The organism is Vibrio sp. B1FIG11 (assembly GCF_905175335.1).
Lineage (GTDB): Bacteria > Pseudomonadota > Gammaproteobacteria > Enterobacterales > Vibrionaceae > Vibrio > Vibrio campbellii.
On record NZ_HG992752.1, the window covers coordinates 1,403,712 to 1,416,607 of the forward strand.

General features: G+C 45.9%; 9 protein-coding genes. 7 read left to right on the top strand and 2 right to left on the bottom strand.

Annotated elements, in window-relative coordinates:
- Positions 1 to 98 precede the first annotated feature (98 nt).
- Positions 99 to 2,456: a fatty acid cis/trans isomerase gene (locus tag KHO06_RS22990; RefSeq protein ID WP_212582604.1), complete on the top strand. Its 2,358-nt coding sequence runs from the start codon at positions 99 to 101 to the stop codon at positions 2,454 to 2,456.
- An 18-nt stretch (positions 2,457 to 2,474) separates the two neighbouring features.
- On the top strand, positions 2,475 to 2,666 hold the full coding sequence (locus KHO06_RS22995) for a hypothetical protein (RefSeq protein ID WP_005431753.1): 192 nt from the start codon (positions 2,475 to 2,477) through the stop codon (positions 2,664 to 2,666).
- Positions 2,667 to 2,730: 64 nt separating this feature from the next.
- On the opposite strand, the gene torS is transcribed toward KHO06_RS22995, so the two are convergent.
- Positions 2,731 to 5,688: a TMAO reductase system sensor histidine kinase/response regulator TorS gene (gene torS / locus KHO06_RS23000; RefSeq protein WP_212582605.1), complete on the bottom strand. Its 2,958-nt coding sequence runs from the start codon at positions 5,686 to 5,688 to the stop codon at positions 2,731 to 2,733.
- A gap of 64 nt (positions 5,689 to 5,752) precedes the next feature.
- Between torS and torT the strand changes: the two genes are divergently transcribed.
- Together torT and KHO06_RS23010 are read left to right on the top strand one after the other, a co-directional pair.
- Positions 5,753 to 6,781 carry a TMAO reductase system periplasmic protein TorT gene (gene torT, locus KHO06_RS23005; protein WP_280519536.1) on the top strand — a complete coding sequence of 343 codons (1,029 nt, stop codon included), beginning with the start codon at positions 5,753 to 5,755 and terminating at the stop codon, positions 6,779 to 6,781.
- A 65-nt stretch (positions 6,782 to 6,846) separates the two neighbouring features.
- Complete coding sequence (locus KHO06_RS23010; RefSeq protein WP_182052297.1) at positions 6,847 to 7,302, top strand: methylglyoxal synthase; 456 nt, start codon at positions 6,847 to 6,849, stop codon at positions 7,300 to 7,302.
- An 85-nt stretch (positions 7,303 to 7,387) separates the two neighbouring features.
- Here KHO06_RS23010 and helD read toward each other — a convergent pair whose 3' ends face one another.
- Entirely contained in the window at positions 7,388 to 9,457 is a 2,070-nt protein-coding gene (gene helD, locus KHO06_RS23015) for a DNA helicase IV (protein WP_212582607.1), read from the bottom strand.
- Positions 9,458 to 9,750: 293 nt separating this feature from the next.
- Between helD and yccS the strand changes: the two genes are divergently transcribed.
- From yccS to KHO06_RS23030, 3 genes are all read left to right on the top strand, one after another.
- The gene (gene yccS / locus KHO06_RS23020) at positions 9,751 to 11,904 is read left to right on the top strand and encodes a YccS family putative transporter (protein WP_005431795.1); all 2,154 of its coding nucleotides are present in this window, start codon (positions 9,751 to 9,753) and stop codon (positions 11,902 to 11,904) included.
- A gap of 260 nt (positions 11,905 to 12,164) precedes the next feature.
- A complete protein-coding gene (locus KHO06_RS23025; RefSeq protein WP_005431757.1) occupies positions 12,165 to 12,326 on the top strand; it encodes a hypothetical protein in 162 nt (53 codons plus the stop codon).
- Between the two features lie 113 nt (positions 12,327 to 12,439).
- Positions 12,440 to 12,706, top strand: a complete 267-nt coding sequence (locus KHO06_RS23030; RefSeq protein ID WP_045458547.1) for a hypothetical protein — start codon at positions 12,440 to 12,442, stop codon at positions 12,704 to 12,706.
- The last annotated feature ends 190 nt before the right edge of the window (positions 12,707 to 12,896 follow it).

The following is a 12,896-nucleotide window of genomic DNA, read 5'->3' on the forward strand; positions in this document are numbered from 1 at the left end:
TTTCTTTTTGTTTTTCGCGACTAATTCCGCGTCTTTTTGGTATTTAGCGGCGTATTTTGCTTTAATTAACGCAAATTCAATTTACTCAAAATAACTCAATGAATTTACGTTTGATTTTTATACTCTGCATCGCCACTTTATTCGCGGGCTGTGCAACTTACGCAGGGCTGAACTACGACCAACTGTTCGGTTCACAACAAGTACGTGAGCGAACGGCAACCATCGACACACCGCAAGCCGATTTCTTTCAACATGATGTTAAACCCATCGTAGATAACCGCTGTGTGGTCTGTCATGCCTGCTACGACGCCCCTTGTCAGTTAAAACTCTCTTCCGTAGAAGGCATAGACCGCGGCGCTAGCAAGGCCTTGGTTTACGAAGGTACACGCTTAACCGCTGCTGCCCCAACTCGCTTATTTGAAGATGCGCAAACCACTCAAGAGTGGCGTGATGCTGGCTTTCATCCTGTGCTCAACGAGCGTGAGCAGAGCATGGCAGCTAATATGGACGCAGGTTTGATTGCACGTATGCTGCAACAAAAAGAACGCCATCCATTACCAGACCAAGTTCAATTAGAAGGTTTTGATTTCTCCATCGATCGCGAACAAACGTGCCCAACGATTGAAGAGTATGATCAATACGAGCGCGATAACCCGACATGGGGAATGCCTTTTGGTATGCCTAACTTAACGGCGGCGGAATATAAAATCCTGATGCAGTGGTTGGAAAATGGCGCCATCATGAATGCGCATGTACCACTGACAGAGCAACAACAAACAGAGATAGATAAGTACGAAGCATTACTGAACAAAAGTTCTCGTAAAAATCAACTTGCTGCTCGCTACATTTACGAGCACCTTTTCTTATCTCACCTATTCTTCTCTGAGTTGGATGGCGAACAGCCGCGTTTCTTTACCTTAGTTCGCTCTGCTACACCGCCGGGTCAGCCAGTGAAACGTATTACGACTCGTCGCCCATATGATGACCCGAAGGTCGAGCGTGTCTACTACCGCATCATTCCAGAGCAAGGCACTATCGTCGATAAAACGCACATGCCATTTGCGCTCAATGAACAGCGTATCGAGAATTGGAAAAAATGGTTCATCGATGCGGATTATGAAGTAGCACAACTGCCGAGCTATGAGCCAGAAGTCGCTGCTAACCCAATGACGGCTTTCATTGATTTGCCGGTGAAATCTCGCTTCAAGTTCATGCTGGATAATGCACAAAACACCATTATGGCTTACATCAAAGGTCCGGTCTGTCGCGGTCAATTGGCATTGAATGTAATTAACGACCGTTTCTGGGTGTTCTTCCTCGATCCAGACAAAGCGGATATTCCCGAAGTGAACGAGTTTTATCGCTCCCAAGCAGACAATTTGAAGCTTCCGGGCGAGTTAGAAAGCAATACCGTACCAGTAACAAACTGGGTGAAGTACTCACGCCAGCAAGCTCGTTATCTAGAGGCTAAATCAGACTTCATCAACAAATGGTTCAAAAACGGCGAGCATCTTTCTACGGATGTGATTTGGGATGGCAACGGCACCAACCCCAATGCTGCGCTTACCGTATTCCGTCACTTTGATAGCGCATCGGTGGTACAAGGCTTAGTTGGTGAGCAACCTAAAACCGCTTGGGTATTGGACTATGCCCTCCTAGAGCGTATTCATTACCTGCTCGTTGCTGGTTTCGATGTTTACGGTAACTTTGGCCACCAGCTGATCACTCGTATGTTCATGGACTTCTTACGTCTGGAAGGGGAAAGTAACTTCATCGCCCTACTTCCTGCGGATATGCGTCACCAAGAACATTCAAGTTGGTATCAAGATCAACCTCGCCAGTTAAGTGACTTCTTGCAACGCAATGTCGCTCCATTTAGTCAGCCAACTAGCGTCGTCTACCATACTGACGATCCTAAGTCAGAGCTATTGGATATTCTACGTAAGCAAGTTTCACCTATCCTGCTGCCACGCTACGACATCATCGATACAGCGCTGACAGTAGAAAGCGAACAGCAATTGGCGAGTATCAACCAAGTTCGTGGAGAAGGATTAAAAACCGTTCCGCAAATCACCATGCTGATGGTTCGCAGTGAATCTGGGAAAGATGAGCTGTTTACCCTTCTTCACAATAATGCGCACATCAACATTTCGAGCCTATTCAATGAAGAGAGCAACCGTGACTTTGCCAACGATGATATGACCATCGTTCGAGGGGTCGTTGGTAGCTATCCGGCGGCATTTTTCTCGCTCGAAGAAGATCAAGTAAAAGAATTTGTCGATCAATTTAGCGCCCTAAAATCAGAGAGTGATTACGTTAAGTTACTGGATAATTTTGCGATTCGCCGAAGCTCAGAAAAGTTCTGGCCATTTAGCGATCGAATCCACGCTTGGTATCGTACAAAACAACCGATCGAATTTGGTTTACTTGACTATAATCGTTTTGAGAATCGTTGATGATTTAAGGGGGTTCTCATGGGTATCCGAGACAACATTGCCGCTCTCGAGCAACAGATATACGTTGCTTGCTCAGAGGGGGATTACGACACGGTCAACATGTTAGAGCACCAACTCGAATACTTGCGTGGCAGAGTTGAACATCCATTTGAAGATGATCCTTATGCCCTAGACACTCGGTTTGAGTGGGAAGACGACATGACCGAATAGAAAAAACCTCCGGCGCAAACCGGAGGTTTTTGTTTATGGTTCAAGCAGTAAGGCCGTGAAGAGCTTATTGCGCCATCAAATTATCCAAAGCAATCACTGACTCACTCACTTGTGTTTTTAACGCGTTGTGATGCTCTGTGTATGCCTCCAGCGACTCCGCTGCAACCTCAATACTCTGACATGTGTTCATTAAAGCCGTTAAACCTAAACTACCTGCGCTGCCTTTCAGTTTATGGGCTAGATCTTTTACCGCTCGGCTCTCACCATTTTCCGCTGAAGCTTCCATTTGGCTTAATACATCAGCACTGGTTTGTCGGAACAAATCGATGATGTGCAGCATCTTCTCTCTGCCCAAAAACTTCATGTCTGATTGAATCACATTCGGGTTGATGATTACCATCGCTGGCTCCTCTGCTATTGGGTCTGTTGTGACTAACATTTCATTGTTATTCGTTGTTGTCGTTGTCTCATTTTGAAGAACGCACTCTTGAGGTAGTAAGAGCTGCTTGCCATCCAACATGTCTTGAATGAGCGCCGCAAGTGCTTCTTTTTCCATTGGCTTCGGTAAATAACCGTCAAAGCCTGCGGCTAAGTAGCTTTCCACTTCTTCAGCAAATACATGAGCAGAAACCGCGACCATTGGCGTTGGAGCCAATGCTTTGTCGGCTGGCTTATTACGCTCTATGCGTTTGAGGCGGTGGATTAAATCAGCACCGTTACAATCTGGCAAGTTGATATCAACCAAAGCGATGTCGAAATCATGCTTGTCAATGATCTGCTCCGCTTCTAGGCCATTTTCTGCCATCGTAACTTCATGCCCCATGCTCTCTAAAAAGCCTTCCGCCACCACGCGGTTAACAGGGTTATCCTCTACAACTAGGACTTTTGCACGAACCTTACAACGGGCATTTGCAATCGTTACGGTTTCTACTGGCTCGCTTTCTTCTAGGGGTATAGAGAACCAGAAGCGGCTACCGTGGCCTTCTTCCGAATCCACATCCAAACAACCACCCATGGCCTGAATGATGCGACGGCTGATTGCCAGACCTAAGCCAGTGCCACCAGTTTGGTTCATCCCACCTTCCGCTTGGGTAAAGGCATCAAATAGTGTTTTCTGATCTTTCTTGGCAATGCCAATGCCTGTGTCAGACACTTCAAACAGAACTTGTGACTCGTCTTCTGGGTTGAGGCTAACGTAGATATCAATCTCACCTTCTTCAGTGAATTTAATCGCGTTACCAACCAAATTGCTTAAGACTTGGTTGATTCGCGTAACATCTCCTTTCCAGTAACGGCCGACATCACTTTCAATATGGTAAGAGAACAAGAGCTTCTTCTCTTGTGCCTTTCCGTTCATCAATTGGAAGGTATCTTCCACCATCTGATGCAAGTCGAAACCTAAGCTGCGGATCTCCAAGTGTCCGGCTTCGATTTTCGAGTAATCCAATACGTCATTCAAAATGGCTAACAAGGTTTTACCACTGCGGTTGATGATTTCCGCGTAGCGTTTTTGCATTGGATTCAAACCAGAGTCAATCAGTAGACGGGCCGTTCCCAACACCCCATTCATTGGCGTACGAATTTCGTGGCTCATCGTCGCAAGGAAAGCAGATTTCGCCCGGCTTGCTTGTTCCGCTTGTTTGCGCGCTTTGGCGTGGTTTAACACCTCTTCGTTCAAACGACGGTTTGCTTGTTTCAACTGGGATGTACGTTGCTCAACCAGCTCTTCCAAGTGCTCCTTGTGCTCTTCCAGCTCACGTTTGGCTTGCGCCTCGCCTTCAGCGACAACTTTTAGTGCTTGTGCCGTGTTACGTGCCGTGATGATCGCTTGCCCCATATGTGCCAGCTCATCTTTGCCTTTTACTTCTAGCTCAACCGCAAGGTTACCTTGAGCAACAGACAGTAGCGCAGATGAGTACTCTGCTAAACGCTTCACTACAGAGACATAAACAACGCGCCAAAGAATGATTACAACGATGATAAGGCCAATGATAGAAATCACCGTCAGAGACCACTGCGCGAACTTTAAGGTGCTGGTCAGTTGGTCAACAGCAACGCGCGTGGTCTGGTTAGAGTCATCCACCAGCTTATTCACCGTGCCATTCAACTCAGAGAAAAGCTCAAGCGTTTTTTGCATTAACTCTTGCGACTGTTCATTGTTCTCATACTGTTGAAGCAAGATGGTGAACACCACTTGGCGTTTACCAAGATCAGTGAGCAACTGGCTCATTTGTTCTGAGCGAGTTGGGTCTTCTACCGCAAGCACACGACGCTTCATGATCTTGAGATTATCTTCAAACGCCGTTTGGATTTGTTGAATACGATCGACGTTGGTGAGTGTGCGGGCTTCTTCAATCTGGTTGAGCATTTTGAACGCCAACAAATGCAGTTCATGCAGTCGCTCAGTCAGGTCTAGGTCGACTTCAACTAACGCATCCAGTGCTTGATACACTTGGGCTTTCTTGTTGGATTCCAACAGGTCATAAATATGGGTAACGTTAGCAACCGCAATCGTACTGGTGTTTTGTACTTGCGTACGTGTTAACTGTTCTAACTCTTCGCTCAACAAACGCATTTCCTCAACGCGAGTGTCGATCTCTTTGGTTAGCCACAATTTACGTTCTACTGTGACGCCGAGCTCCGCTAGGTTGTTAATCACGTTCTGGACGTTATTTTCTAGCGCTTCAAGAAGCTGAGCATCAAAAGATTCGCCGCCCAACTCTTTAATGTGCGTCAGCAATGACTCAAGTTGATCGAACAGGACGCGTCCCGCCTCTTTACGCTCTTGTTCATTTTGCGCATTCGACAACATTTGCACCGATGAAATAATACGGGTACTGAGCTCTGATACTTGTCGAGCTTCTATCATTGCCGGTATGGCAGAGTCCACGACGTTCCTTTCTGTTTTTGCCACCAGAGAGAACCCTGATACACCGATTAACGCTGATAACATCACCAACATTGCCATAGCAATGAAGGACAACAACAGTTTACGACCGATGCTTGCGGTAGCTAGCAACATATTTTCCTGACCTTAATATTCGTGTTCGGCGACATATTACGTTATATTTTGCAGTGTTTACTTAATCTATGCCAACGAACTTCATTTCATGGTTATAAATCAGCGTCCATATCGCACAATTTTCGCACATTCTACACTCGCATTGTCACTTTTCGCTTCAGTGCCAAGCTCTGCTGCAGAAAAAATCTGTGCCATTTACCCTCATTTAAAGGATTCATACTGGCTATCAGTAAACTATGGAATGGTTTCCGAAGCGGAAAAACTCGGTGTTGACCTGCGCGTTCTCGAAGCTGGGGGATATCCGAACAAAACCCGTCAAGAGCAACAGCTTGCTTTGTGTACCCAATGGGGCGCCGATGCAATCATTCTCGGGACGGTCGATCCGCAAGCCTACGAACACAACCTTAAAAACTGGGTTGGCAATACTCCAGTTTTTGCTACCGTTAACCAGCTTGAACTCAATGAAGAACAAACCAAACTGCTGAAAGGCGTAGTTGGTGTTGATTGGTACTGGATGGGCTACGAAGCTGGCAAATACCTAGCAGAAAAGCACCCTAAGGGCTCAGGTAAAACCAATATTGCTCTACTGCTTGGCCCAAGAACTCGCGGCGGTACAAAACCTGTAACGACAGGGTTTTATGAAGCCATCAAAGACAGCGACATTAACATCGTTGACTCTTACTGGGCCGACAACGACAAGGAGTTACAGCGTAACCTTGTTCAGCGCGTGATTGATATGGGCAACATCGACTATATCGTTGGTAGTGCCGTTGCTATAGAGGCCGCCATCAGTGAACTGCGCAGTGCGGGCAAGGCCAAAGACATTGGTCTGGTTTCTGTGTACCTCAGCCACGGTGTTTATCGCGGCCTACTTCGTCATAAAGTGCTGTTCGCTCCAACCGACAAAATGGTTGAGCAAGGACGCCTTTCTGTGATGCAAGCAACGCACTATTTGCGCCATGAACCGTATGAAGAACACGCATCCCCAGTGATCAAACCGTTAACACCAAAGACGCTTCATGACGACACAATTGAAGAATCGTTATCTCCGTCAGAATATAGGCCGACTTTCAGCGTTAAGGCTGTTGATTGATTGGCAAAAAATGTGTTCTATTTGATGGTAGTGAATTTAAGATCATTAAAGATGGAAATAACTTAATGCAAAAAACAACTCGTACCATGCCAGCACACAAGCATGTGGCATTGGTTGCCCACGATAACTGCAAACCAGAACTGCTTCGTTGGGTAAAAGAGAATAAAGAAAAGCTACAAAGCCACTTCTTGTACGCGACCGGCACAACGGGCCATATGCTAAGCAAAGAGACTGGGTTAGCGATCAAAAGCATGATCAGTGGCCCAATGGGCGGCGACCAACAACTTGGCGCGTTAATTTCTGAAGGCAATATCGACGTACTGGTCTTCTTCTGGGATCCACTTAATGCTGTTCCACATGATCCAGATGTGAAAGCCCTACTTCGTATTGCGAGTGTTTGGAACATCCCTGTGGCAACAAACCGTGCAACCGCTAAGTTCCTATTCAATTCTCCACTGATCGACCAAGAAGTGGAAATTGAAGTACCAGACTACGATGCATACCTAGCAGAACGCACTTAATTTCGATTAGTGGCTCTGTCAGTCACAAATAAAGCAAAGGCGATACTGAGTATCGCCTTTGTTGTAATTAAGTAACGGGTAGATTTTATCTTGAAGTTACGATTGGATAATCGCCGTTTACCAACTCTTGCACAAACGCAGAACCTGCGCCGGTATGGGTAATCCAAACTTTCTCTTTAGCACGCGTTAAAGCGACATAGAACAAACGACGCTCTTCGGCATACGGATATTTGTCTTTTGATTCACTCAACGCGCCATCGATATGCGCTTGCTTCTTCTTCGCTGGGAACTGGCCTTCATCCACCGATAGGATGATTACAAAGTCTGCTTCCCTGCCCTTACTCGCGTGGCAGGTCATAAAGCGAATCTCAAGTTTAGGGAATCGCTTCAACCAGTCATCATATAAATCAGGCTTGTGGTAATGGTTACGACCCAGTAGCAACACTGATTTGGTTTTCTTCGCCTGTTGGTTGAGCTGATCAAGAATCTTCTCAACTTGGTTGCTTGGTGCAGTATGCACGCTCTTCTGCTTACGTTGCTTATGACTGTTTAGAGTCTTTGGCAACTGAGATGGGTTCTCTTGGACGAAGGTATTTGCCACATCACCGATTTGGTTGTTAAAGCGGTACGTGGTGTCTAAATGATGCACGGTTGAGTGTGTGAATCGATCTTGGAAGCCCGTTGTGAGATCCACATCGGCCCCTGCAAACTGATAAATTGCCTGCCAATCATCGCCTACAGCAAACAAGGTTGCTCCCGCTTGCTTCTCTGTTGACTCACATAGCGCTTCAATAAGCGCTAAACGGTCAGGAGAGATATCTTGGTATTCATCCACCATAATAAAGCGCCAAGGCGAAATGTATTTCCCTTTCTTGACGTAATCCGTCGCTCGACTGATCATCGTTGGGAAATCCACCTGATTGGTCTCTTTTAGCATCTTTTGCCACGCACTAAAGCATGGCCAACACAGTGCAAGCTCACTGTTCAAGCGCGTATAGTCTTGGTGATTTACCAGCTTTTCTTGCACTTGCTTTTTAGTCAGGCCAACCGCAGCAAGCTGTGACAGTTGATTGTCTAGCCAAGCGATCAATTTCGGGTTTTCGGAGTGACTACCTAGCTCATCATCACCTTTCAAGTACGCAATCGGCCACTTATCTAAGTGCTTTTGCCAGCGCTTAAAGTTAGTCGGTGTCATCCAATGCTTCTTGAGCCAATCGATGCACCATGCTGTACGTTGATTGTCATCTAAAGCAAGTGGGCTGATTTCTAACGGCTGAGGTTCCACTTGGTTTAAAATGCGCAGACCAAGTTGGTGAAAAGTATTCACGCGAACGCCTTCTGCCGCCAAGCCCACTTTATCGACCAAGCGTTCTTTCATCTCTTTCGCAGCGTCACGACCAAAGGCCAGCATCAAAAGCTCTTCCGCTTGTGCTTGGTGACTTTGCAGTAAATACGCCACACGCGCCGTCAGTACACTCGTCTTACCGGAACCTGCCCCCGCTAAAACAAGGTTGTGATCATCATTGAGAAGCACAGCATGCTGCTGCGAGAGATTCAATGGTGAAGATTCGATCCGGCTAAATAGCACTTCCCAATTCGGGCGTTCATTCTCAAGCCACTCGTGATTTCGCTCGCTCAGTGTTTGAGAAGTATCAGAAAGCCACGGTTCAATCTCAGCCATTCGCTTGGGCATGCGCATTTTCGCTTCCACCAAGCTGGTTTTGATTTCGACTAATTCACTGTTGAGTTGGTCGACCCAGGTTTGAACTTTTGAATGCGATAGATAAGCCGGGAGGTGTTTAAGTTGATACAACTCATCTTCCCACTTAGGAAGGTATTCCGCGAGTTTGCGGCACTGGGTATTGTGCCAATCTTGATATTGACGTACCGCTTCAACCGCAAACTTACGACAATGCGGCCAAGGCAAACCTTGAACGAGCCAACTTTGTTGCTTGCCATCTTGCTCATGAGCAAAGAACTGAAGAGAGCTCCAAAGTAGACCGCGTTTAACGCTCACTTTGCCATTCCAAATAGTAAATGGGATGTGTTCTTCACTACCCACTGAACTTAATAAAACACTGTTCTCTTTTATTTCGACTTGGTAATACTCATTTTGAATAAAAAACTGTGCTTTATTAGAGGCAGTAAGCTGCATGAAAGGTGCGCCTTTTGATATAGAAGTTCCAGTTTTATATCATTTTAGACGGCTAAATTGTAGCGATGGATGAGGCACAAATCGCCTTCTGTCGGTATTCTTAATTAAAAATCACATTACTGTTGAATTTGTGAACAACGATTATCCCTATCGCTCGCTATCGATGCGTTAAGTCAATGACAATTCTGTTGATTTCCTGAGCAAATGACGATTTTTATTAAATTAGGTCATAAACACGCTATAGTGAGTTTGTTAAAATTCTCTCGTTTTCCACCGGCAACGAAAGGCGCATTGTGCAAGCTGCTTTAAAATTTCGCCTCTATTGGGCAAACAAAACCATCAACTACAGTATCCTGATCCTTATTACCTTATTAGGCGTCGTGATTCCTGCATGGTACTTTCAACAAAACTCATTGATCACGCCCCTCATCTTAGGTGTTATCGCGGCTGCATTGGCAGAGAGTGACGACAGCTTCACGGGAAGGGTCAAAGCACTGATTCTTACCTTTATCTGTTTCGCCGTCGCCGCTTTCTCGATTGAGATTCTCTTTGATACGCCATGGGCTTTTGCGGTCGGGCTGTTTGTCTCAACCTTTGGCTTTATCATGCTGGGTGCTATCGGCCCGAAATACGCCAGCATCGCGTTTGGATCGTTGCTGATCGCTATCTACACCATGCTCGGCGCCCATGAAAGTACCAACATTTGGTTTCAACCGCTCCTGCTTCTCACTGGTGCGGCTTGGTACTATTTCATGTCGATGATTTGGCAGATGTTCTGGCCACTTCAACCTGTTCAGCAAAGTCTTGCAACTGTATTCCTCCAAATCGCCAATTATCTCGACGCGAAGGCCAAGCTATTTCACCCAGTCACAAACTTAACGCCTCAGCCAATGCGTATCGAAGCAGCAAAGTTAAATGCGGCTACAGTGAACGCTCTCAACGCTTGTAAAGCAACGCTATTAAGCCGCTCTAAGCGTGGGCATATTGATGGCCCAAGTGACCGATTTTTGAATATCTACTTTATCGCACAAGATATCCACGAACGAGTTAGCTCAAGCCACTATCGTTACCAAGATTTGGCCACCGAATTCGAGCGCTCAGACGTTTTATTCCGCTTTAAGTACTTACTTGAGTCCCAAGCTCAGGCTTGTCGCGATATTGCTCATGCGATTCGATTAGGGAACGAATACACCCACACTGACCAGTCGATTTTGGCGTTAGCCGAATTACAGAACTCATTGGGTTATCTGGAAGAGCAAGAACAAGCACACTGGAAGCGTCTTCTGAGTCAGTTGACCTACTTGTTCAATAACCTTGCGACCGTAGAGAAACAGCTTAGTAACATTAACAACCCAGATGCAGAACGCTTGGAAGAAGATGTGCTAGATGATACGAACCCACATACGCTGAAAGCGATGTGGCAACGTATCTCAGCGAACTTACACAAAGATTCCATGCTGTTTCGCCATGCATTACGCATGTCAATTGCACTAACCGCGGGCTACGGGATCATCCAAGCCTTCGACATTGATCGTGGCTATTGGATTCTGCTTACCACGTTATTTGTTTGCCAACCAAACTACAGTGCGACAAGACAAAAACTCACAGCGCGTGTAATAGGCACATTGGCGGGCTTACTGATTGGCGTGCCACTTCTTACCTTCTTCCCTTCACAAGAAAGCCAACTGGTGTTTATTGTGGTTTCTGGGGTGATGTTCTTTGCTTTCCGAATCAACAACTACGGCTATGCGACGGGTTTTATCACTCTATTAGTGCTGTTCCTGTTCAACCAACTGGGCGAAGGTTATGCGGTAGTACTTCCTCGCCTTGCAGATACACTGATTGGCTGTGTGCTGGCCGTTGGCGCGGTCATGGTCATCCTGCCCGATTGGCAATCAAAACGCTTACACAAGGTCATGTCAGATGCGATAGATGCAAACAAACAGTATCTGGGTCAAATCATTGGCCAGTACCGAATTGGCAAGAAAGATAACTTAAGTTACCGAATCGCCCGTCGACAAGCACACAATAACGATGCAAACCTTTCTTCCGCGATCAGTACGATGTTGGCAGAGCCCGGCAAGTATCGAACCGCCGTGGATGAGAGTTTTCGCTTCTTAACGCTTAACCATGCCATGCTCAGCTACATCTCTGCTCTTGGCGCACACCGCACAAGAATAGAAGATGAGGCCATCCATCAATTGGTGCTTGATGCACACCGTTGTATCCACCAACATTTAGATGTGCTTCACCAACAATTGCATCAACATTGTGAAGAATGCGATTTATCCTCAATTAACGATACGAACTTGGAGCAGCGCTTGAATGAATGGCGCGACGAGGACGATCATTCAGCTCGAATGGTACTTCAGCAATTGCATCTTATTTATCGCATGCTACCGGAGTTACATTCGCTCGCCTCTAAGTTTGCCGTTCGCGTGAACTAACTCAGCCTGTGGTCTAACTAAGACTATTGAGCTGGCTTCGCATATTAAAGGGGTAGACTATGATTCTACCCCTTTATGATTACGGGACTTATTCATAAGAATATTCTTACACGTCACTTGATACCACCTGACATTTCTCGGACAAAAAATCACCATCCAAAACCTATTCTAACCATATTAGAACACTGTTTGATTGTGACCATGAAGGTCGCTGAGGTGGGTTAATGAAGGAGAAGCCCAAGAAACGTGAGGAGGTCGAGATGACTACTCAACAATTTAATGAGTTACGAAAGAAGATTAATGAGTTGACTGCTGCTCAGCTGAAATCACTACAAGGTGACATTAACCATTCTCTTCATAAAAAAGAAAGCCCTTTACTATCAAGTGAAGAACGCGAGATGCTGTCGAAACTGTTTGCTTAATCAAACATTCAGTAAAAGCACTTGCACGAAATAACAACACTTCCTATGCTAACAAAAGCATAACAAGTGAGAGGATTAACATGCCAGTATCGGGAATTCAGTCCGGATATAATATGATTCAGCTGTCGCAGAAGATGGCTGAAGGTGCTGCGCATGAAATCCAACAAGACTTTGTTAAAGAAAACGATTTGACCTTCAATAAAGTGGATCTCGTCAAAGACAACGAGCTAGCGTTTAATAAGGTTGCCTCTGAATTACCAGCCAATCCAATAGAGCCTCTCGTCAGCCTAACTCAAGCGGCAAGCTACAACCGTATCGGCGCCTCTGTTGTAGATAAGAACAACGAAGTGATTGGCAGCCTGCTCGATATCCACGTTTAGTCATTTCTTCACGTCTCGTCATTTGTACAAGTTTATCCATTTCTTAGCTTTATTCGGCCACTTTCTACCCTCTTCTGTTGATTTGTGAACCATCATTGCTAGTAGATGTACCGCTGAGCTATCAAACGTATCACTAGAGTGTGCTCGACTGCATACACAGTAAAAGGACTGAATAGTAAAAAGCGCGATA

Bases quoted from the DNA above. Each gene is read 5' to 3' on its own strand.
- KHO06_RS23030 (WP_045458547.1), top strand. From the start codon at position 12,440: ATGATTCAGCTGTCGCAGAAGATGGCTGAAGGTGCTGCGCATGAAATC.
- torS (WP_212582605.1), bottom strand. From the start codon at position 5,688: ATGTTGCTAGCTACCGCAAGCATCGGTCGTAAACTGTTGTTGTCCTTC.
- KHO06_RS22995 (WP_005431753.1), top strand. From the start codon at position 2,475: ATGGGTATCCGAGACAACATTGCCGCTCTCGAGCAACAGATATACGTT.
- KHO06_RS23025 (WP_005431757.1), top strand. From the start codon at position 12,165: ATGACTACTCAACAATTTAATGAGTTACGAAAGAAGATTAATGAGTTG.
- KHO06_RS23010 (WP_182052297.1), top strand. From the start codon at position 6,847: ATGCAAAAAACAACTCGTACCATGCCAGCACACAAGCATGTGGCATTG.
- helD (WP_212582607.1), bottom strand. From the start codon at position 9,457: ATGCAGCTTACTGCCTCTAATAAAGCACAGTTTTTTATTCAAAATGAG.
- KHO06_RS22990 (WP_212582604.1), top strand. From the start codon at position 99: ATGAATTTACGTTTGATTTTTATACTCTGCATCGCCACTTTATTCGCG.